General features: G+C 42.1%; 16 protein-coding genes. 12 read left to right on the top strand and 4 right to left on the bottom strand.

Features of this window, described 5'->3' with window-relative positions; all coding sequences use genetic code 11:
- Positions 1-693 precede the first annotated feature (693 nt).
- The 3 genes from AC3WR0_RS07455 to cls all read right to left on the bottom strand — a co-directional run bounded on the left by AC3WR0_RS07455 (position 694) and on the right by cls (position 3,615).
- A complete protein-coding gene (locus AC3WR0_RS07455) occupies positions 694-1,287 on the bottom strand; it encodes a TspO/MBR family protein (RefSeq protein WP_492551702.1) in 594 nt (197 codons plus the stop codon).
- A 24-nt stretch (positions 1,288-1,311) separates the two neighbouring features.
- Positions 1,312-2,268 carry a UV DNA damage repair endonuclease UvsE gene (gene uvsE, locus AC3WR0_RS07450; protein WP_492551701.1) on the bottom strand — a complete coding sequence of 319 codons (957 nt, stop codon included), beginning with the start codon at positions 2,266-2,268 and terminating at the stop codon, positions 1,312-1,314.
- 144 nt (positions 2,269-2,412) lie between these two features.
- Positions 2,413-3,615, bottom strand: a complete 1,203-nt coding sequence (gene cls, locus AC3WR0_RS07445; protein WP_492551700.1) for a cardiolipin synthase — start codon at positions 3,613-3,615, stop codon at positions 2,413-2,415.
- Positions 3,616-3,905: 290 nt separating this feature from the next.
- Between cls and AC3WR0_RS07440 the strand changes: the two genes are divergently transcribed.
- From AC3WR0_RS07440 to pyrG, 9 genes are all read left to right on the top strand, one after another.
- Positions 3,906-6,017, top strand: a complete 2,112-nt coding sequence (locus AC3WR0_RS07440) for a (Fe-S)-binding protein (protein WP_492551699.1) — start codon at positions 3,906-3,908, stop codon at positions 6,015-6,017.
- A 337-nt stretch (positions 6,018-6,354) separates the two neighbouring features.
- Entirely contained in the window at positions 6,355-7,542 is a 1,188-nt protein-coding gene (locus AC3WR0_RS07435; RefSeq protein ID WP_492551698.1) for an acetyl-CoA C-acetyltransferase, read from the top strand.
- A gap of 70 nt (positions 7,543-7,612) precedes the next feature.
- Complete coding sequence (locus tag AC3WR0_RS07430; protein ID WP_492551697.1) at positions 7,613-8,464, top strand: 3-hydroxybutyryl-CoA dehydrogenase; 852 nt, start codon at positions 7,613-7,615, stop codon at positions 8,462-8,464.
- A gap of 36 nt (positions 8,465-8,500) precedes the next feature.
- Positions 8,501-9,631 carry an acyl-CoA dehydrogenase gene (locus AC3WR0_RS07425; RefSeq protein ID WP_027323500.1) on the top strand — a complete coding sequence of 377 codons (1,131 nt, stop codon included), beginning with the start codon at positions 8,501-8,503 and terminating at the stop codon, positions 9,629-9,631.
- Positions 9,632-9,850: 219 nt separating this feature from the next.
- Positions 9,851-10,990 (top strand): acyl-CoA dehydrogenase, encoded by a 1,140-nt coding sequence (locus AC3WR0_RS07420; protein ID WP_492551696.1) that lies wholly within the window; start codon positions 9,851-9,853, stop codon positions 10,988-10,990.
- Positions 10,991-11,077: 87 nt separating this feature from the next.
- A complete protein-coding gene (locus AC3WR0_RS07415; protein WP_492551695.1) occupies positions 11,078-11,698 on the top strand; it encodes a TetR/AcrR family transcriptional regulator in 621 nt (206 codons plus the stop codon).
- Between the two features lie 45 nt (positions 11,699-11,743).
- A complete protein-coding gene (icmF, locus tag AC3WR0_RS07410) occupies positions 11,744-15,010 on the top strand; it encodes a fused isobutyryl-CoA mutase/GTPase IcmF (RefSeq protein ID WP_492551694.1) in 3,267 nt (1,088 codons plus the stop codon).
- Positions 15,011-15,503: 493 nt separating this feature from the next.
- On the top strand, positions 15,504-16,097 hold the full coding sequence (gene rpoE, locus AC3WR0_RS07405; RefSeq protein WP_492551693.1) for a DNA-directed RNA polymerase subunit delta: 594 nt from the start codon (positions 15,504-15,506) through the stop codon (positions 16,095-16,097).
- A gap of 286 nt (positions 16,098-16,383) precedes the next feature.
- Complete coding sequence (gene pyrG, locus AC3WR0_RS07400) at positions 16,384-17,979, top strand: CTP synthase (protein WP_492551692.1); 1,596 nt, start codon at positions 16,384-16,386, stop codon at positions 17,977-17,979.
- 151 nt (positions 17,980-18,130) lie between these two features.
- Here the strand turns inward: pyrG and AC3WR0_RS07395 are convergent, their stop codons facing one another.
- Positions 18,131-18,652, bottom strand: a complete 522-nt coding sequence (locus AC3WR0_RS07395) for a DUF2529 domain-containing protein (protein WP_492551691.1) — start codon at positions 18,650-18,652, stop codon at positions 18,131-18,133.
- A 404-nt stretch (positions 18,653-19,056) separates the two neighbouring features.
- Here AC3WR0_RS07395 and AC3WR0_RS07390 point away from each other — a divergent pair, with 404 nt between their 5' ends.
- From AC3WR0_RS07390 to murA, 3 genes are all read left to right on the top strand, one after another.
- Entirely contained in the window at positions 19,057-19,434 is a 378-nt protein-coding gene (locus tag AC3WR0_RS07390; RefSeq protein WP_027323493.1) for a response regulator, read from the top strand.
- Positions 19,435-19,667: 233 nt separating this feature from the next.
- Positions 19,668-20,525: a class II fructose-bisphosphate aldolase gene (locus AC3WR0_RS07385; RefSeq protein WP_492551690.1), complete on the top strand. Its 858-nt coding sequence runs from the start codon at positions 19,668-19,670 to the stop codon at positions 20,523-20,525.
- A 525-nt stretch (positions 20,526-21,050) separates the two neighbouring features.
- A complete protein-coding gene (gene murA / locus AC3WR0_RS07380) occupies positions 21,051-22,337 on the top strand; it encodes a UDP-N-acetylglucosamine 1-carboxyvinyltransferase (protein ID WP_027323491.1) in 1,287 nt (428 codons plus the stop codon).
- Positions 22,338-22,631 lie beyond the last annotated feature (294 nt).

The following is a 22,631-nucleotide window of genomic DNA, read 5'->3' as shown; positions in this document are numbered from 1 at the left end:
AATATTTATACTCATGGGCAAAGACCCTGTAAGAAAGCATCGCTGACCCCTTTGATGAAATAGGTAGTAGACAAAGATACACTGCATCTAAAGTTCAAGTAAGCATGGAGAATATCCGTTGTATATGTAGAAACTTTTGGGTTTAAAGCTATTCACAGAGGAGGCATAATATGTCCTCCTCCAATGATAAAAGAAATTCTAACAGGTAACTTTTATAATAATTAGGATTAGTTTTTGTGGATTTTTAACAGTATTGTATTTGGACATTAGAAGCTCGGAGCAGTCGGTAATATTTATACTTTTGGGCATTGATCCTGCAGGAAAGCAAAACCGACCCCACTTCATTGGATAGGCAGGACGAAGGAATGTATGCGCATATGAATCATATGACGCTGTGAGAAATGGGAGGGTATGCCGCCATGAATATTGTGGGTCCAATGGGCGACCATATCATTCATAAAAACCCTTTTCTTGTAAATGGATAAGAGGAGGGTTTATTTGAGTATGCCCTCCTCCCCAAAAATAAATAATTCTTTACTGTCTTTCATAAAGTGTTCAAACAAAGTAATATGAAATACTAAGAAAAACAAAGAAAATAAGAGTAAAACCTTACTTTCATGAGGGAGTATAAAGTTTTACCTATTAAATTGTCTAGCTCCAGCGCCCAGCGCCTAGTGTCCATCCCACTTCTCCCTACGATAAGTCAACATCGAAATGCTTTGCATTTCGTGTATCCTTTATCTCAGTCGAAGTGGGCCCCAGTCCATACGTCGCTGAACGGGCGCTTGCGCTTTTCTTATAATTTAGTTTCCACATAGAGTAGTTCAGGCCGAGTGCAAAGGCCACCCAACCCAAATAAGGCATAAACATTAAACCGGCTGCACGATCCTTTTGGTAAAATTGAAAGGTGGTTAGTGTAATCGTCGTAAATAACAAGGCGATTTCGATAAATGCTGCTCCCCTCAGTCCCCATTTGAAAAATAAAAATGACCAGAGGAAATTCAGTCCAAGCTGGATACTGTACGGAATCAAAGCCTTCTTCGTTTCTGCATCCTTTTTAGATAAAATGCGGTAACTGGCAATTCCCATTAATGTATAGAGGCCAGTCCAAACAGTCGGAAAGACCCAGGATGGAGGAGCGAAAGACGGTTGTTCAAGGTCCTTATAAATCTCTTTTGCATTTCTGGTAGCGAAAATCCCGGCAAGCGTTCCACCTGCTACAGGTATGAGGACATTAGCGGCAAGCCTGCCCCATTGGATGCTGCCATTTACTTTTAGAAGATTCATGATATTGTGCACCTCAGTCATAAGCTATTTTACTTCGAATGCTGCACCTCTTATTCTTTTAAAGCCACGAATACAGCTAACATCCTCGACGAGTTTTAAAAGTGCCTGATCCTTTGCTTTTGCTTCAATCATAATATCCACATCCTGCTTTATCTCTTTAAGCCTCATCAGAAGAGGCCGGGCAAATTCCAAATCAACAAAGTCCGCATGTGAACGAAAAGTATTCTCCGCCTTGGGGGAGGAGAGATGGATTTTTGGAACGTAAGGACGTTCCTCCCATGTTTTGAAAACATCAGGCAAAAGTGACTCCCAATTCCCGCTGCCGGGATTAGCCATATGATGATGGTAATCAAATACGAAAGGAATGCCCTCCTGCTGGCAGGCTGCCAGGGTTTCTTCCATATTGTAGGTTTTGTCATCATTTTCAAGTGTCATGATTCCTTTAATATGCAATGGCAGCTGTTTCAAATTTTCATAAAAACGCTTGATGGATACTTCCTTGTCCCCATAGGCCCCACCGATATGAATGTTGATCACACTTTGCTTCTCAACTCCCATCGCTTCAAGCATTTGAAAATGATACTCCATATCAATCACGGCATTTTTTGTAATTTCGTCTTTAACTGAAGTAAATAAAGTGAATTGGTTTGGATGGAAGCTTACGCGGAGTCCGTGTCGTTTAACGAGGGAACCGATTTCCTCCCAAAGCGCTTTAAAAGGAGAGAGGAAATCCCAGCGAACCTCCGGATGCGTGGCCAGCGGGACAATGGAACTCGACATTCGATATACATCTATCTGATGGGCAATATTGTAGTAAAGCATTCTTCTGGTATTTTCGAGATTTTCTCTGGTGACAGAAAGCAATTTGTTCATGCGTTCTTCTTTATCGAGCTGCTTGTACCTAGTAAACGTAAGTGTTTTGGAAGGGGAAGCATTCCAAAGACTAATAGCAGTTGAAACATAACCAAAACGGATAATCATGCCAGCCCTCCTCTCGTTACACTGATATTATAAAAAAGCACTGTAAGCCTCATTGTTGATTTTTCCTTAATTTGATTGAAGCAAAAGCTTCGAGACTCCCGCGGAAAGCGAGCACCGGAAGCGGAAAGGCAAGATTAGCAAAGCCTATAAAAAAAGAGAAATGGATCCAGCCAGGCTTTCCTTTAAGGACCTGAAAAGATTTGGACGATTGAGCTCACTTAAAGTCAGGGACTTCGAGTCAAGAATATCCTGATGGATTACTTCCTTTACCCTTTCAATAAAATTAGAATCATGAATGATGCAATTGATTTCTTTGTTTAAAAAAATACTTCTTCTATCGAAGTTGGCGGTACCGATATCGCAAAAAGCATCATCTATAACAATTGTTTTGGCATGGTAGAATCCCTTTTTGTATTGAAAAATCTTAGCACCCAATTTTAAAAGCTGGCGAAAATACCGGTAGGATGCTTCTCGGACAAGTAAATGGTCAGTCTTCTGCGGAACCAATATAGTTATCGAAACACCTCGCCGTGCGGCATGAATAAGTTCATTAAAAACTTTGCGGCTTGGGATAAAATAAGGAGTTCCTATGAGGATTGTTTTTTCTGCTTTTTGAATATTTTTGATATAAAGGGTCTCCAGTGTGCCTGTTTCCGTTGGGATAAATTGATGGTGTATCTCGCCCCCTGAGGATTTTGGGAAGTACTCGGGATTTGATAAAAGGTTAATCCCTGCATTTTCCATCCATTCCTGCAAAAATTCTTCCTGAAGTGCCGGCACTGATTCCCCACTTATTTTTATATGGTAATCCCTCCATGGGCTAAGCTTTGGGTCCTCATCTATGTATTCTTTCCCGACATTAAAGCCTCCCAGGTAACCCGTTTCGCCATCAATAACCGTTATTTTTTTATGATTTCGAACCTGCGAGGAATAAAAAAGGTAAGGGAGGGACGGCTTATTGCAAAAGGAAAATTGCACTCCTGCTTTTCTGAGATCCTTGATCATTTCTTTTTTTACCATGAAGCTTCCCAGTCGATCGAGGAGGAGCCGGACTTCCACACCCTCACTGGCTTTCTTTTTTAAAATTGAAAAAAACTCCATGCTGATGCTGTCATTTTTCACAATGTAAAATAACACATGAATATGCTTTTTTGCATTTTTCAGCTCTCCGAGATAATCCCTGAACAGTTCTTTTCCATGAGGGAAGAGGTCCATTCGTCCTTTAAGAATGGGGTGTGCCTTTTGTTTTGCTAAGTTGTTTAAATGTTTTTTTCTGCCCAGCTTAAAGTCTGCAGTCAGCCAGGCAATTATTAATAAAATGAATCCTAAAATAAGTGTGGCGGCCATGTAAACCTCTCCTTGGGTAGTTAGCTTTGCTTTCTAGTATGTTTTCCTAAATGCCCTGCGGATATGAGCAGCCGGTTAAACACTAATTTTAAAAAGTTGTATCAAAAAGATTGACTGAATGCTCATTCATTATATAATGGATTTAAGTGTATGTTCTGAAAATTTTTAACTCAAGGATGCTCTACAAGGTTTTTAACTGTCGCGGCCGGGATATCTGAAACAAACTGGCAAGCAGGCATGCAAGAAACGGGATGGGCAGACACAATTTTTTTTAGGGAAGGGGCATTTATATGAATGGGCTTTTATGGATTAATTTAATTGCATTTCTTGCTGTAACCGCTTACGCAGTTAGCTTGTTTGTGTATGTAGTTAAAACAAGAATCCAGTACATCAGGCTTGGTAAAAAAGCTGAGTTTGATAATGACGTCAAAGCAAGGCTGGAGAAGATTTGGGTCAATGTATTTGGCCAGAAGAAGCTTTTAAAGGACAAGAAAAGCGGTGCGATTCATGTCATGTTTTTCTATGGATTTATTCTTGTCCAGTTTGGTGCTATTGATTTTATCTGGAAGGGATTAAAGCCAGGCTCACATCTGCCTCTTGGCCCTTTGTATCCGGCATTTACATTCTTCCAGGAAATTGTCACTCTGGTCATCCTGGTTGCGGTGGTATGGGCGTTTTACAGACGCTATGTTGAAAAGTTAGTCCGTTTAAAAAGAAATTTCAAGTCCGGATTAGTTCTTATATTTATCGGTGGCCTGATGCTGTCTGTTCTGCTTGGAAATGGAATGGGTATGATCTGGCATGGAGAAAGCGCTTCCCTATCAGAACCGGTTGCATCCGGTATTGCTGTAGGGCTTTCCTTTATTGGGAAAACAGCAGCAATTAGTATTTTTTATGTAGCATGGTGGATTCATTTGATTTTCTTATTATCTTTCCTTGTTTATGTCCCTCAATCAAAGCATGCCCACTTGATAGCAGGACCGGTTAATGTTTATTTCAGCCGCCTCAGCAGACCTGGCAAGCTGAAAAAGGTTGATTTTGAAGACGAATCTCAGGAATCATTTGGTGTAGGGAAAATTGAGGATTTCAATCAGCTTCAAATGATTGATTTTTATGCATGTGTAGAATGTGGACGCTGTACAAATATGTGCCCCGCTACCGGAACAGGAAAAATGCTTTCCCCAATGGATATTATCGTTAAGCTTCGCGACCATTTAACTAATTATGGAGCAGCTGTAACCTCTAAGCAGCCATGGGTTCCGACTTTTGCCTTTGCGAATACAAGAGGAAATCAGCTTGCTTTATCAGGTGCTGGAAAAGGTGCTGAAGAGGCCGCAGCAGCAGTTGAATACAGTCCGAACCTTATCGGAGATGTTATTACAGAAGAAGAGCTTTGGGCATGTACGACTTGCCGAAACTGTGAAGATCAATGTCCAGTAATGAACGAGCATGTTGATAAAATTATCGACCTTCGCCGTTATCTTGTTTTAACAGAAGGAAAGATGGACCCGGATGCCCAGCGCGCCATGACCAATATCGAGCGCCAGGGAAATCCATGGGGCTTAAACAGAAAGGAACGCGAAGACTGGCGCGAACTGCGCGATGATGTTGCTGTTCCAACTGTAAAGGAAATGAATAAAGCTGGCGAAGAGTTTGAATATCTTTTCTGGGTTGGCTCAATGGGTTCATATGATAATCGCAGCCAAAAAATAGCCCTTTCTTTTGCAAAGCTTTTAAACGAGGCAGGAGTGAAATTCGCCATCCTTGGCAACAAAGAGAAGAACTCTGGTGATACGCCTCGCCGTTTGGGTAATGAATTCCTCTTCCAGGAGCTTGCAACTAAGAATATTGAAGAGTTTGAGAAAAATGAGATTAAGAAAATCGTTACTATTGACCCGCATGCTTTCAATATTTTCAAAAATGAGTATCCAGATTTCGGCTTAACTGCTGAAGTATATCACCATACAGAAATACTTTATAAGCTGGTTAAGGAAGGAAAGCTTAAGCCGGCACATGCAGTCAATGAAACGATTACGTTCCATGATTCCTGCTATTTAGGAAGATACAATGATGTGTATGATCCGCCAAGGGAAATTCTAAAATCCATTCAGGGTGTCAAACTCGTTGAAATGGAAAGGAACCGTGAAACAGGAATGTGCTGTGGCGCAGGAGGCGGCTTAATGTGGATGGAGGAAGAAACGGGCCACCGCATCAATGTTGCCAGAACGGAACAGGCATTGGCTGTTAATCCGACCGTAATCAGTTCCGGATGTCCATACTGTTTGACGATGCTGTCTGATGGTACAAAGGCTAAAGAGGTGGAAGACCAAGTTAGCACCTATGATGTGGCTGAACTGCTGGAGAAGGCTGTATTTGGAGATGTAAAACAGCTTGTTTCCTAATAAAAAGTACCAAAAAGGCTGTGTTAAAGCAGATTGTTGATTTTCCACTATGGTGGTATGAGTAGAAGCGAGCACCGCTAGCGGAATCAACACTAAAGATGAACACGGTAACAAAAAACAAAACCTGTTTATAAGTAGCAGGGACTGAAGTTTGTGCTAATTCATAAAATTTTAGGGATTTTGTGTAAAGCATTTCGGTTCCTGCTATTTTTATTGTATGATATATTAAAACGCTTACATTTCCATTTTTTTCATAAAGTAGTGCTTGATTATCGAGCGAGCGTTCAGTCAATGGTGCTTGTCTGATAGAAAAATAGATTATAAGGAGAGGGTTGCATTGGGCAGAACGGTTATTTTAAGCGGAGTAAGGACTCCATTTGGAAAATTTGGCGGTGGGTTAAGCAGTTTTACTGCTTCTGAGCTTGGCGGTTTTGCGGTTAAGGAAGCAATCAATCGTGCAAATATACAGCCGGATGAAGTACAGGAAGTCATTCTTGGATGTGTACTTCAGGGAGGACAGGGACAGATCCCGTCCCGTCAGGCGGCACGGCACGCAGGCTTGCCATGGGAGGTAAAAACCGAAACAATTAACAAGGTTTGTGCTTCCGGAATGCGCAGTGTAACTCTGGCAGATCAGATTATTCGGGCAGGGGATGAAGAAGTCATTGTGGCGGGCGGTATGGAATCGATGAGCAATGCTCCGTACATTCTTCCGAAAGCCAGATGGGGCCTGCGAATGGGCGATTCATCTGTAAAGGATTTGATGGTCCATGACGGCTTAAGCTGCAGCTTTACAGGTGTTCATATGGGCACCTATGGGAATTCAACAGCAAAAGAGATGGAGCTTTCCCGTGAAGAACAGGATAAATGGGCGTTCCGCAGCCATGAACGGGCGATTGCTGCTATTGAGAGTGGAAAATTTGCTGAAGAAATTATTCCTGTTTCAATTCCACAGCGTAAGGGAGAGCCGGTCCTAGTTGAACATGATGAGTCACCGCGTAAGGATACTTCAAATGAAAAACTTGCCAGACTCGCTCCAGTATTTAATTCAGACGGAACCATTACAGCCGGAAATGCTCCAGGAGTAAATGACGGAGCAGGGGCACTAGTTTTGATGAGTGAAGAGCGTGCTGAGCGCGAAGGAAGAAAGGCAGAAGCCGTTATTCTCGCACATGCAGCCGTTGCTGTGGAGGCAAAGGATTTTCCCAGAACTCCAGGATTGGTTATTAATGAGCTTCTCAAAAAAGCAGGCCGTAAACTCGAAGAAATCGATTTGTTTGAAATTAATGAGGCGTTTGCAGCCGTAGTGCTGGCAAGCGGGAAAATTGCCAATGTGGACCCTGAAAAGGTAAATGTAAACGGCGGTGCGGTTGCCCTCGGACATCCAATCGGAGCAAGCGGGGCGCGCATTATTATTACCTTGATGCACGAATTAAAGCGGCGGGGCGGCGGTTTAGGCATTGCGGCGATCTGCAGCGGCGGCGGACAGGGCGATGCAATTTTGATTGAAGTACCAAAAGCATAGGAAAATCCAAAGGGCAATTGCCCGTTATGCAATATAGGGACAGAGGATAAACAAAGGCGGAGGGAAAGAAATGAAGGTTGAAAAAGTAATGGTTATAGGCGCCGGGCAAATGGGGTCAGGTATTGCCCAGGTTTGTGCTATGGCTGGCTATCAAGTCCTGCTTAATGATTTAAAACCAGAATATACAGATCGCGGGTTCGGAGTAATCAATAAAAATTTATCCCGCCAGGTGGAAAAAGGCAGGATGACGCAAGATCAAAAGGAAGAGATTTTAAACCGCCTGACAGCTTCAACTGATTTGCAGGATGCGAGTAATGTGGACCTGATTATTGAAGCTGCGTTAGAGAACATGGAAGTGAAAGCAAAAATCTTTGCCCAGCTGGATGAAATAGCCCCGGCTCATGCCATCCTGGCCAGCAATACTTCCTCGCTTCCCATAACGGAAATCGCAGCTGCCACCAAACGGCCAGAAAAGGTAATTGGAATGCACTTTATGAATCCTGTACCAGTGATGAAGCTTGTGGAGATTATTCGCGGGCTGGCTACATCTGATGAAGTGTATCAAACAATTGAGGATATGACGAAAACCCTTAGCAAGGTGCCAGTTGAAGTAAATGATTTCCCTGGATTCGTTTCAAATCGTGTACTTATGCCAATGATCAATGAAGCAATTTACACGCTTTATGAGGGGGTTGCTTCGAAGGAAGCCATAGATGAGGTAATGAAGCTGGGCATGAACCACCCGATGGGGCCGCTTACACTTGCTGATTTTATTGGGCTTGATACCTGCCTCTATATTATGGAAACCCTGCATGAAGGGTTTGGTGATGATAAATATCGTCCTTGCCCGCTATTAAGGAAGTATGTAAAAGCAGGCTGGCTTGGCAAAAAAACGGGTCGAGGATTTTATGTATATGAGTAAAGGAGCTTGAAGGACTGACTTCAAGGGGGAAAAGATATGGAACTGCGTTTTACAGAAGAACAGGAAATGATGAGAAAAATGGTTCGGGACTTTGCCAAGTCTGAGATTACCCCGTTCATAGAAAAAATGGAACAAGGGGAATTCCCGCGGCAAATTATAAAAAAAATGGGTGAACTAGGGCTGATGGGGATCCCTGTCCCTGAAAAGTATGGCGGCTCTGAAATGGACTTTATTTCTTATATTATTGCGATACATGAATTGTCCAAGGTAAGTGCCACAGTTGGGGTCATCCTTTCTGTCCATACATCGGTTGGAACCTATCCAATCCTTTACTTTGGTACGGATGAACAAAAAAATAAATACCTTCCGAAATTGGCTTCGGGAGAATATCTGGGAGCATTCTGCCTGACTGAGCAAAGCGCCGGTTCAGATGCTGGAAGCTTAAAAACGAGAGCTGTAAAAAAAGGCAATGAATATGTCCTTAATGGTTCAAAGGTGTTTATTACCAATGGCGGAGAAGCGGATGTGTATATTGTATTTGCATCCACAAATCCTGAGGCTGGAAGCAAGGGAGTTTCTGCATTTATCGTCGATAAAAACACACCGGGATTTGTCATTGGGAAAGACGAAAAGAAAATGGGCCTTCATGGTTCAAGAACGGTACAGCTTACCTTTGAAGATATGAGGGTCCCGGAAGGAAACCTTCTTGGCAAAGAAGGTGAAGGCTTTAAAATTGCTCTCGCCAATCTGGAGGTCGGAAGGATTGGCATAGCCACCCAGGCGCTGGGTATTGCGGAAGCTGCCCTGGAGGCTGCTGTTGATTATGCAAAAGAACGCCATCAATTTGGAAAGCCCATCGCAGCTCAGCAGGGATTAGGCTTTAAGCTTGCTGATATGGCCACTAGTGTCGAGGCAGCGAAACTATTAATCTATCGGGCCGCTGATTTAAGAGCTCAAGGCTTGAAATGCGGTTTTGAATCATCAATGGCAAAACTGTTTGCATCTAAAACAGCGGTAGAGGTTTCAACTGAAGCCATTCAGGTTTTTGGCGGATATGGATATACGGAAGACTATCCGGTTGAACGCTACTTCCGAGACGCTAAAATAACCGAGATCTACGAAGGTACAAGTGAAATCCAAAGAATCGTCATTAGTAAGCATCTGTAAGTTTTAGTGATTTGCAGGATAAGCAAAAGAGCTAAATGCAAAGGAGTAGTTTCACTCCAAAAAGTTTTAAACGGCAAAAGGCGCCGAAGAGGCTCCCATCCGTCCGCGGTAAGGGAGCACCAGAAACAACAAATCTAACAAACCAAAAAGTAAAAGAAGCAGTCAAACGAATCTGATAGGCACATAATTCTATTTCGAAAAATGTAGGGGGAAACAGACGTGAAATTTACATTATCAGAAGAGCATGAAATGATCCGGAAAATGGTCCGCGATTTTGCGAAAAACGAAGTGGCTCCAACAGCAGCTGAAAGAGATGAAGAAGAGCGATTTGACCGTGAAATCTTCGATAAAATGGCAGAGCTTGGTCTGACAGGTATTCCTTGGCCTGAGGAATACGGCGGCATCGGAAGCGATTATCTTGCATATTGCATTGCTGTAGAAGAGCTTTCAAGGGTTTGTGCTTCTACAGGTGTAACTTTATCTGCCCATACTTCTCTAGCTGGATGGCCGGTTTTTAAATTTGGTTCTGAGGAGCAAAAACAAAAATACCTTCGTCCGATGGCAGAAGGAAAAAAAATCGGGGCTTATGGCCTTACTGAGCCAGGCAGCGGATCGGATGCGGGCGGAATGCGGACAACTGCCCGTCTTGACGGGGATCATTATGTATTGAATGGCTCAAAAATTTTCATTACAAACGGCGGAGTAGCCGATATTTATGTTGTTTTTGCATTAACAGATCCTTCAAGTAAACAAAAGGGCACGACAGCATTTATTGTTGAAGCAGACTTCCCGGGCTTTTCTGTCGGCAAAAAGGAAAAGAAACTAGGCATTCGCTCATCGCCAACAACCGAAATTATTTTTGAAGACTGCCGAGTGCCGAAGGAAAACGTACTTGGTTCAGAAGGCGATGGCTTCAAAATCGCTATGATGACTCTTGATGGCGGCCGTAATGGCATTGCTGCCCAGGCTGTAGGAATTGCACAGGGAGCACTTGATGCAGCAGTTGATTATGCAAAGGAACGTGTCCAATTCGGAAAGCCCATTGCGTCTCAGCAGGGCATCGGCTTTAAACTGGCCGATATGGCAACTGCTGTGGAAGCTTCAAGACTGCTAACCTATCAGGCTGCATGGCTAGAGACTGAAGGCCATTCATATGGAAAGGCGTCTGCCATGGCGAAATTAATGGCTGGGGATACGGCAATGAAGGTAACCACTGAAGCAGTTCAGGTTTTCGGCGGATACGGATATACAAAAGATTATCCAGTGGAACGCTTTATGCGTGATGCGAAAATTACTCAAATCTATGAAGGAACACAGGAAATTCAACGCCTTGTCATTTCAAGAATGCTGACAAAATAATCCTCGATTATGAGCAGACAGCTGCAGGGTCCTGCCTCGGATAAAAAGGCTGCAAAAGCGGCAAGTGATGGTGGTGGAGAAACTGATATGAAAAAAAAGGAAGTCCAGGCTTCCGTAAAGGATGAGCGCTTGGTAATCAAGAGGCGTGACCAAATGATAAAAGGAGCGGTTACTCTTTTTAAACAAAAGGGATTCCACCGGACAACCACGAGAGAAATTGCTAAGGCATCCGGGTTCAGTATTGGCACCCTCTATGAATATATCAGAACCAAGGAAGATATTTTATATCTTGTCTGTGATAGCCTTTATGACCAGGTGCGCGACAGGCTTCAGAAGGACCTGGACCATAACCGGGGAACCCTCGAAAGCCTGAAGCTTGGCATTGATTATTATTTTAAGATTGTCGACGAAATGCAGGATGAGGTCCTTGTCATGTACCAGGAAGCGAAGTCGCTTACAAAGGACACGCTTCCTTATGTATTGAGAAAGGAAATTGAAATGGTGGCAATGTTTGAAAATCTGCTTTCGCGCTGTGTTCAAAACGGCGAGTTGGTTTTATCAGAGAAGCAGGTAAAAATGATTGCCCATAATATTTTTGTCCAAGGGCAAATGTGGGGATTCCGCCGCTGGGCGCTGCAGAAAGTCTATTCACTTGAAGAATATATCGAATTGCAAACAGAGCTACTTTTTAATGGGCTTCAAAAGTAGCCTTGAGAACAAACGGGTAAATAAAAAACGCAAGGGGGAGAAAATTTGAGTACAGTGGAGATTTATAAACCGAAGAATCATGTTCGGTTTGTTACAGCTTCAAGCTTATTTGATGGTCACGATGCCTCGATTAATATTATGAGAAGAATTCTTCAATCAAGCGGAGCAGAAGTCATTCACCTCGGACACAATCGTTCCGTCGAAGAGGTTGTGAATGCAGCTGTTCAGGAGGATGTCCAGGGGATTGCCATTTCCTCTTACCAGGGCGGGCATGTTGAATATTTTAAATACATGTACGATCTTTTAAAGGAAAAGGGCGCTGAACATATCCGTATTTATGGCGGCGGAGGCGGAGTTATTATTCCAAAGGAGATTAAAGAGCTGCATGACTACGGAATCGCAAGAATCTTTTCTCCCGAAGACGGTCGAACTCAAGGCCTGCAAGGAATGATTAATCTCATGCTTAAGGAATGTGATTATTCACCATCTGCACCCCAGGATGCGGAGCAATGGGAGAAGCTGCAGTCGGGGGATGTAAATACTGTTGCGAGACTAATAACCATTGCTGAGATTCAGGCTGACCTTGAAAAAGAAATGGCAGCAACGGCTGAAGAGGTAATTGAAAAAGTAAAAACACTTGTTCATTCCGTTCCAGTTGTGGGAATTACCGGTACGGGGGGAGCAGGAAAAAGCTCATTAACAGATGAACTGATCCGACGCTTTATCAATGAGCTTCCGGAAAAGAAAGTAGCTATTTTGTCAGTTGACCCTACAAAACAAAAAACAGGCGGGGCTCTTTTAGGGGACAGAATCCGCATGAATTCTATCTTCAATCCTCGTGTTTATATGCGAAGCCTTGCAACAAGGGGCTCTAAAAGTGAATTGTCGCTGGCGATAAAGGATGCAGTTTCTGTTGTTAAAGCAGCAGGCTTTGATCTGGTCATTGTAGAAACAAGTGGAATTGGCCAGGGGGATGCAGAAATTACAGAAATTTGTGATGTTGCTCTTTATGTCATGACAAGTGAGTTTGGCGCACCTTCACAGCTTGAAAAAATAGATATGATTGACTTTGCAGATTTGATTGTTATCAATAAATTTGAACGTAAAGGTTCCGAGGATGCAAAGCGCCAGGTTCAAAAACAATACCAGCGTAGCCATATGCTTTTTGAAAAGGAAATGGATCAAATGCCTGTGTATGGAACAATAGCGAGCCAATTTAATGATCCTGGGACAAATGCTCTGTTTGCAGCGTTGATCGAAACAATCAATGAAAAAGCGGGAACAGCGTGGACGACATCATTTAATAAAAAAGCCATTGTTGAAAAACAAAATATCATTATCCCTAACGACCGCCGCTACTATTTACGTGAGATTTCAGAAACGGTCCGCCGCTATCATCAGAAAGCTGAAGACCAGGCAAATATTGCCCGTAAGCTTTTCCAGCTGGAAGGTGCTATCCAGGCGGTAAAGGAGCGAGATGGCGGAGAAGAAATACTGTCATCACTTGAAAAAATAAAACAGGAAACAGAAGCTCAATTGACTCCAGAATCCAAAAAGGTACTTGAAGGCTGGGAGAAAACTAAATTGGCTTATTCTCAGGACCAATTGGTAACAAGAATTCGTGATAAGGAAATTATCACAGCCTTAAAATCTAAAAGCCTATCTGGCCTGGATATTCCAAAGGTAGCACTTCCTAAATACAAGGATTATGGTGAAATTCTTCGCTGGGTATATCGCGAAAACGTTCCTGGATACTTCCCATATACGGCAGGAGTGTTCCCGTTCAAGCGAGAAGGCGAGGATCCAAAACGCCAGTTTGCCGGAGAAGGCACACCTGAGAGAACAAACCGCCGCTTCCATTATTTATCTAAGGATGATCCGGCTAAACGTCTGAGTACAGCGTTTGACTCGGTAACGCTTTACGGTGAGGATCCCGACTATCGTCCAGACATCTACGGAAAAGTTGGAGAAAGCGGGGTAAGCGTCTGTTCCCTTGAAGATATGAAAAAGCTGTATGATGGCTTTGATTTATGCCATCCATCAACTTCGGTTTCCATGACGATAAACGGTCCTGCTCCAATTATTCTTGCTATGTTTATGAATACAGCAGTTGAGCAGCAGGCTGCAATAAAGGAAAAGGAGCTTGGCCGGAAACTGACTGAAGCAGAGTATGCCGAGGTTAAGGTTTATACGCTAAAAACCGTCCGTGGTACTGTTCAGGCTGATATTCTTAAAGAGGACCAAGGCCAAAACACCTGTATCTTCTCAACAGAATTTGCTTTAAGAATGATGGGCGATATTCAGCAATATTTTATTGACCATCAGGTACGAAATTATTACTCTGTTTCTATTTCTGGCTACCATATTGCAGAAGCAGGTGCTAACCCAATCTCGCAGCTGGCCTTTACACTCTCGAACGGATTTACGTATGTAGAGTATTATTTAAGCCGGGGTATGAATATTGATGATTTTGCGCCGAATCTTTCCTTCTTTTTCTCAAACGGCCTTGATCCTGAATATACGGTTATCGGCCGTGTAGCCCGACGGATCTGGGCAACTGTTATGAGAGACAAATACGGAGCAAATGAAAGAAGTCAAAAGTTAAAGTATCATATCCAAACATCGGGCCGCTCACTGCATGCCCAGGAAATTGATTTTAACGACATCCGGACAACATTGCAGGCATTAATGGCGCTGCAAGACAATTGCAATTCTTTGCACACAAATGCTTATGATGAGGCTATTACGACTCCAACAGAAGAATCTGTACGCAGAGCTATGGCCATTCAAATGATTATTACAAAAGAGCATGGCTTAACCAAAAATGAAAATCCACTCCAGGGGGCATTCATTATCGAAGAACTGACAGACTTAGTTGAAGAGGCTGTTCTTCAGGAATTTGAACGCCTAAACGATAGAGGAGGGGTATTGGGAGCAATGGAAACCCAATATCAGCGCGGAAAAATCCAGGATGAATCCATGTACTATGAAATGAAAAAGCATACCGGAGAGCTGCCGATCATTGGAGTTAACACTTACCTAAATCCTAATCCTCCGTCTGAAGAGCAAATGAATAATATGGAACTCGCCCGTGCAACAAAAGAAGAAAAAGAAATGCAAATTTCAAATTTAAGGGAGTTCCAGAATAAAAATAAAGACGACTCTCAACAGGCGCTTGCCCGTTTAAAAGAAACCGCGGTAAATGGGGGCAATATCTTTGCAGAACTCATGGAAACGGTTAATGTGGCAAGCCTTGGACAAATTACACAGGCTTTATATGAAGTCGGAGGACAGTACCGCCGGAATATGTAAAAAGAAAGTCGGAAGCCATACTGTAAAAATAGTTTAAAGGCCGTGGGCAAAGACTGCTTTGCCCAGGGCCTTTTATTAATTTTTGCTGAGAAAGTACTTAAGAAGTGGATTTTTTCCCTGCATAGTCATAGTATGGACTTATACATAAACTCAGTATCAGACAGGGTGCAAACGAATGAATATATATTTTATAATCTTGTTACTTTTAATTTTTGCCTGGCCTCTATATTATCTTTATCAGCTGCAGTTGGGTGCGGTTTCTTTTTTGCTCCTAGCTATTTTCTTTGCAGTTATTACCTATAAAGAGGTTAAAAAATACAAAAGTAATAAAAAATAGCGGGCAATGTTTGAAAAAATCAAGTAAAACTCAAGATAGAACTAGCATAAACGGCAGGAATTTGTTTATAATGAAGAATATGCCTTTAGGAGAATCCTTCCTAAATGACCGTCATTTATATATTTAATAGTGGCAAATAGAAAGGAAGTGCCCAAGTTGAGTCTGAAACAACTATACTCAAAAGAGCAGTTGAAGGAACTATCATTTGTGGAGATGGCTTTCCAGATTTTAAAAAATGGAAAACAGCCAATTGGCTTTAATGAGATGATTGAACAAATTAAACAAGCTTGTGGACTGACAAATGAAGAAGTCAGATCAAGAATTGCACAAATTTATACTGACTTAAATATAGATGGCCGTTTTCTGGCAATTGGCGATAACCGATGGGGACTTCGTACATGGTATCCAGTTGAACAATTTGAGGAAGAAATGGTTCCTGCTGCCAAGCCTAAGAAGAAAAAGGCTAAGAAGGTTGTCGACGAGGATGACATCGAAGATTATGAAGACATTGAGGAAGATTTGGAATATGATGACCTCGATGACTTTGCTGACGATGAAGATGATGCCGTCGATGATGACGATGAAGAAGAGGACGACCTATTTGAGGACATTGATGTAGTCGATGATGTGGAAGCAGTCGATGAAGACATTGATGAAGACATTATTGAGGATGAAGATGAGTTTGCACTCGATGATGATGACGATGAGGAAGAAGAGGAAGATGTCCTCGATAAAGAGAAAGATCTGTAATTGCTCTTGACTTTTTATTGAACGGCTTGTAGAATCGTTTTTGGGCTCCTTAAAAAAGGACGATTTAATTTTTAGCTAATAAGCGCTCCCTTACAATTAGTAAGCGGGGCGCTTTTTTATTTTGGGACCGGATTGTTTTTTAAGTATCCAAATTAAATCCGTTGATATGGACAACCGTATCATTTCATCACCCCAATTTCTGATACTATGCGGCAGATCCGCAGGAAAATATTTTTTTAAAACATTTACGAGATGTACAAACTGTATTTAAGGGGGAATTCAATTCATGACAAAGTATATTTTTGTGACGGGCGGCGTAGTTTCTTCGCTTGGAAAAGGTATTACTGCTGCTTCACTTGGCCGATTATTGAAGAACAGGGGCCTGAACGTTTTTATCCAAAAGTTTGACCCGTATATAAACGTAGATCCGGGAACTATGAGCCCATACCAGCACGGTGAAGTGTACGTAACAGGAGACGGAGCAGAAACGGACCTGGATTTGGGACATTATGAACGTTTTATTGACATTAATTTGACAAAAAACAGTAATGTAACGACTGGTAAAATTTACTCTACTGTTCTTAGAAAAGAGCGCCGGGGCGATTACCTTGGAGGCACGGTACAGGTTATTCCGCATATTACAAATGAGATTAAAGAACGAGTTTTCCGCGCAGGCAGCGAAACGAATGCTGATGTTGTTATCACGGAAATCGGCGGAACAGTTGGGGATATTGAATCCTTGCCATTCCTTGAGGCAATCCGCCAAATCAAAAGCGATATCGGCCGTGACAATGTTATGTACATCCACTGTACTTTGATACCATACCTCAAAGTAGCTGGTGAAATGAAAACAAAGCCAACCCAGCACAGTGTAAAAGAACTCCGCAGCCTTGGTATTCAGCCAAATATCATTGTGGTCAGAACTGAACTGCCAATGACACAAGATATGAAGGATAAAATTGCCCTTTTCTGTGATATTGACACAAAAGCGGTAATTGAAGCAGAGGATGCAGACACTCTTTATGCTGTTCCATTAGCACTTCAGGAACAAAACATGGACCAAATCGTTTGTGACCACCTTAAATTGGTTACAAAAGAAGCGGACATGTCTGACTGGACTGCATTATTGGAGAAGGTTCGCAATCTATCAAACAAAACAAAGATATCACTTGTAGGAAAATATGTAGAACTTCAGGACGCTTATTTATCTGTTGTTGAAGCTCTTCGCCATGCAGGCTATGCCTATGATGCGGATGTTGAAATCAATTGGGTAAATGCCAATGATGTTACAGCCGAAAACGTTGATGAACTTTTAGGCGATTCTGATGGTATCCTTGTACCCGGCGGATTTGGTGACCGTGGAATTGAAGGCAAGATTGAAGCCATCCGTTATGCTCGTGAAAATAAAAAGCCATTCCTAGGCATTTGCCTTGGCATGCAGCTGGCAACTGTGGAATATGCACGTAATGTTCTTGGATTTAAAGATGCAAACTCTGCAGAAATTAACCCTGAGACTCAGCATCCAATCATTGACCTTCTTCCTGAACAAAAGGATATTGAAGATTTGGGCGGTACGCTTCGCCTAGGCTTATATCCTTGTAAGGTGCAGGAAGGAACAAAAGCGTTCGAAGCATATGAAGATAAGGTTGTATATGAGCGCCATCGTCATCGTTATGAATTTAATAACCATTACCGCCAGGCAATGGAAGAGGCAGGATTTGTTTTCTCCGGGACAAGCCCTGATGGCAGATTAATCGAGATTATCGAGATAAAAGATCACCCTTGGTTTGTTGCTTCCCAATTCCATCCGGAATTTCTTTCTCGTCCAACTCGCCCGCAGCCGCTTTTCCGTGAATTTGTCGGAGCTGCTCTTAATAAATAAAGCGCAAGCGCCCGTTAAGCGACGTATGGACACTAGGCGCTGGAACTAGACAGTTTTAAAAGTCAAAAGTATACGTGTAAATTTTCAGGGAAAAAAGACCGGTACCTCATAAAGAGGCCGGTCTTTTTTTGACTAGAATTTTTATTTTCTCTTATTCATACTCCGCCAATATTTCTTCGATAGTAAATTTAAGGCCATAAAAGGCAAATAGAGCAGCCATAGAGGAAGGAAAGCCAAATCGGTTGCCTTCTTCGTCAGGCAAAAGCCCTTTATTTAGACCTAAATCAATATGGACATCCGCCGTTTCAGTTAAATCTGAACTGTCAGGATCACTTACAGCTGTTGAGACTGCAACAAAAGAGATTCCCTTTTCCTTTAAAGTAAGTCCGAGATTTACAGCATCCTCATCATTTGAAAATCTTGAAAAAATTAAAACTCGGTCTTCGGGCTCAAGTACCCCATCTCTGTAACTTTGGAAAAATGAAAGCTTCTCTGAACCTTCAAGAGCCTCATATGTTACTGCCTGCATTTCCCTGCTTCCAAATATATAAATAAATCCGTCTCCTGCTGGAGCCTGGGCAAGAAGTCTCCCGCCATCTTCAAAAGAGAATTCTTGTTTCTCCTGGATTCTTTTAAATAAACCCGCCAATTGGGTAGAAAACATTTTTAACATGTGGTGTACCTCCTTGTAAAAGTTCATATTGTTTCAAAGGTTAATTCTATCTCTTATTTTTCTTCAGTAGGGCTGACAGAGTTTCCGATTTTTCATATGCATGTATCAAATCAGTCGCGCATGCTTCACAAAAGACCTCACTATGTTAACGCTTATCCTCTCAGAAAAGTAGGTTTCGGTCACTAAGAACTCTTTTTGTTACCATTTTTTCTTCTAAATGAAAGTAGTTTAGGAAAGTGTTGCCACAGGAAATCAACTCAAGTGAGTCTACTTTTCTTATTATATTATTCGACTAAGAAAAAGTCGAAAACTGGCAGGAGTTTCAGCGTAGGAAATAGAATGTATCTAGTGGATAGAAATAATAGTAAAAATGTGGGGAAAATGATACGGGGAGAGGCTGAAATATGAGCGAAAAAATTTTGATCGTTGATGACCAGTTTGGAATCAGAATTTTACTGAATGAAGTGTTTCAAAAAGAAGGCTACAAAACTTTTCAGGCCGCAAATGGTCTGCAAGCACTTGATATCGTAAAAAAACATGCACCAGATCTAGTCTTGCTCGATATGAAAATTCCCGGAATGGACGGCATTGAGATTTTAAAAAGGATGAAGGTAATTGATCCTGATATCCGAGTAATCATTATGACGGCCTATGGAGAACTCGACATGATTCAGGAAGCTAAGGATTTGGGTGCTATTACCCATTTTGCAAAGCCGTTTGATATTGATGATATTCGGGCCGCTGTAAGAAATAATTTGGCTGCTAAATCTGATTCAAAGTAGTTTTTTCGACAGGAAATCGGGTATTAAAAAAGTGTGTACGCTTTCATTGTGACACTTTCTAAAACTCCACCTGATTAATGGCATTTCCTTAGTCTTTTTGATATGATACTAATGAACTTGCAGAGGCCGTCCATCTTTTTGGAAATATACATAAATATTCAGGTAATAGGAAATCCTTTACTTGGAATCTCTGTTCCTAAAAAGATGTCGACCTATATTAAGGAGGAATAAATATGCCTTTAGTTTCCATGACCGAAATGCTTCAAAAAGCCAAAGCAGAAGGCTATGCTGTTGGACAATTTAATTTAAATAACCTTGAGTTTACTCAGGCAATCCTACAAGCTGCACAAACAGAAAACTCTCCAGTAATTCTTGGAGTTTCTGAAGGCGCAGGACGTTATATGGGTGGCTTTAAAACTGTTGTTAAAATGGTTGAAGGTTTAATGGAAGATTATAAAGTAACTGTTCCTGTTGCCATTCACCTTGACCACGGTTCAAGCTTTGAAAAGTGTAAAGAAGCTATTGATGCAGGTTTTACATCTGTTATGATCGATGCTTCCCACCATCCATTTGAAGAAAACATTGAAATTACTTCTAAAGTAGTTGAGTATGCTCATTCAAAAGGTGTATCTGTTGAAGCTGAGCTTGGAACTGTCGGCGGACAGGAAGATGATGTTGTAGCTGAGGGCGTTATCTATGCGGATCCTAAAGAATGTGAAGAGCTTGTTAAACGTACTGGCATTGATTGCCTAGCTCCAGCACTAGGTTCTGTACACGGACCTTACAAAGGTGAGCCTAATCTTGGATTCAAAGAGATGGAAGAAATCGGTAATGCTATTGGTCTTCCTCTAGTATTACACGGAGGTACTGGAATCCCAACAAAGGATATCCAAAAGTCCGTTTCTCTTGGAACTGCTAAAATCAACGTTAACACTGAAAACCAAATTGCATCCGCTAAAGCCGTTCGCGAAGTTTTAGCGGCTAAACCAAATGAATATGATCCACGTAAATATTTGGGCCCAGCTCGTGACGCAATTAAAGAAACAGTTATCGGCAAAATGCGTGAGTTTGGTTCTGCCGGAAGAGCGTAAGAAACGCCAAAACATGAATATAGATAGTTCATGGGTGTTATGCAATATACTTTTACTTGAAACCGCCCCTTTCTAAAGTGGCGGTTTCACTTCTTTTTTAAAAGTAAGAAAATTTCGCTAAAAGTGGAAGCTGAAATTATAGCCGCATCCACCGCCATCCGCTTGTACGCATATTTCGACAAGTGCTAATGGGATTGGATACCATTTGACTGACAAAGGAAAGACGCATTCCTAAAAGACAGGAATTCCCGCTTGAATTCTTCATGTTTTTTAAAATAGGTCCTTGGATTCAAAAATTAAAGGAATAATAAAGTTTTTCTTTAAAAGATACATGAATTTTGTTTTTTCGTGTAAACTACTTAAATAGATACTGTCGAATTTTGGGGTTCTGTATTACCAAAATATGGTATGGCCATTTATTTAAGTAGCAGGCGTAGTCCTTCCTGTAGAACGAAACAAGTAAGCGCTGTCTCGTTTGAACGGGCTTGGGAATACGGTGGCAAATGGCATAGAAGGGAGTCGGAAATGGAAAAGCTTAAAATTGCAGGCGGTTATCCTCTTAAAGGAACTGTTAGAATCAGCGGAGCAAAAAATAGTGCGGTGGCGCTAATACCCGCGACAATATTGGCCGATTCGCCAGTAACAATAGAAGGATTGCCGGATATCTCTGATGTTGAAATTTTGAAGGACTTACTGGAGGAAATTGGAGGTACGGTCCGTTTATCTGAAAACGACATGACGGTAGACCCGTCGGCAATGATTTCTATGCCTCTTCCTAATGGTAAAGTAAAAAAACTCCGTGCTTCCTATTATTTAATGGGTGCTATGCTCGGACGTTTTAAAAAAGCCGTTATCGGGCTGCCGGGCGGATGTCACCTTGGACCAAGACCGATCGATCAGCATATTAAAGGTTTTGAGGCTCTCGGTGCAAGTATTACGAATGAGCAGGGAGCCATTTATCTCCGAGCAGATGAACTTCGCGGGGCAAGAATATATCTGGATGTTGTAAGTGTTGGAGCAACTATTAATATCATGCTCGCTGCGGTTCGGGCAAAAGGACGGACTATTATCGAAAATGCAGCGAAAGAGCCAGAGATCATTGATGTTGCAACGCTTTTGACAAACATGGGTGCAAAAATAAAAGGTGCCGGCACTGATGTAATCAGAATTGATGGCGTTGACAGCTTGCACGGCTGCCAGCATACCATCATTCCTGACCGGATTGAAGCTGGAACCTACATGATTTTGGGAGCAGCTGTTGGTGAAGGTGTATTAATTGATAATGTGATTCCTCATCACTTGGAGTCCCTAATTGCAAAATTACGTGAAATGGGAGTCCAGGTTGAGTCCGGAGATGACCAGGTCTTTATTGGCAAAGCACAGAATCTAAAGCCTGTTGATATTAAAACCCTTGTATATCCGGGATTTCCTACTGATCTTCAACAGCCGTTTACGGCTCTGCTTAACAAGGCATCTGGATCAAGCATGGTAACTGACACTATTTATAGTGCCCGTTTTAAACATATTGATGAATTAAGAAGAATGAATGCTAATATAAAAGTTGAGGGACGTTCCGCTATTGTTAATGGACCTGTTCAGCTTCAAGGAGCAAAGGTGAAGGCTAGCGACCTGAGAGCTGGGGCCGCTTTAGTTATTGCGGGCCTAATGTCTGAAGGCATTACTGAAGTCACCGGCGTCGAACATATCGACAGAGGCTACAGTAATCTTGTTGAGAAATTAAATGGGCTCGGAGCAACCATCTGGCGTGAAGCTCTTACAAAAGAAGAAGTAGAACAAATGAAAAACACATAAGAAAAGCGGAAGCTCAGGTTAAGCGTGGGATACGTATGAAGAAAGGCTAAAATCGCCATGTCCTGTGGCAACGTCTTTCTCACCTGCGTCCTTGAGGCCTTCTCTTTTCCTGAGTTAAAGGCAATACGAAGAGCAAAGCATCTGCCTGGAAAACTCCAGGAAATCACTTCTGGTGATTTTTATCTTGCAGCTTTGGGACAAGCTGAACAGTAGCTTCCTGGAGAATTCTATGGCCCAGGAGCGATGTAGACTGATCGTAAGGAGAAGTAGGATGAAAACTCGCTGGAGCTGGAG

The organism is Neobacillus sp. FW104-15D2 (assembly GCF_058790155.1).
Note: the sequence above shows the minus strand (reverse complement) of the source record. Positions and strands in the feature narration are given on the sequence as shown.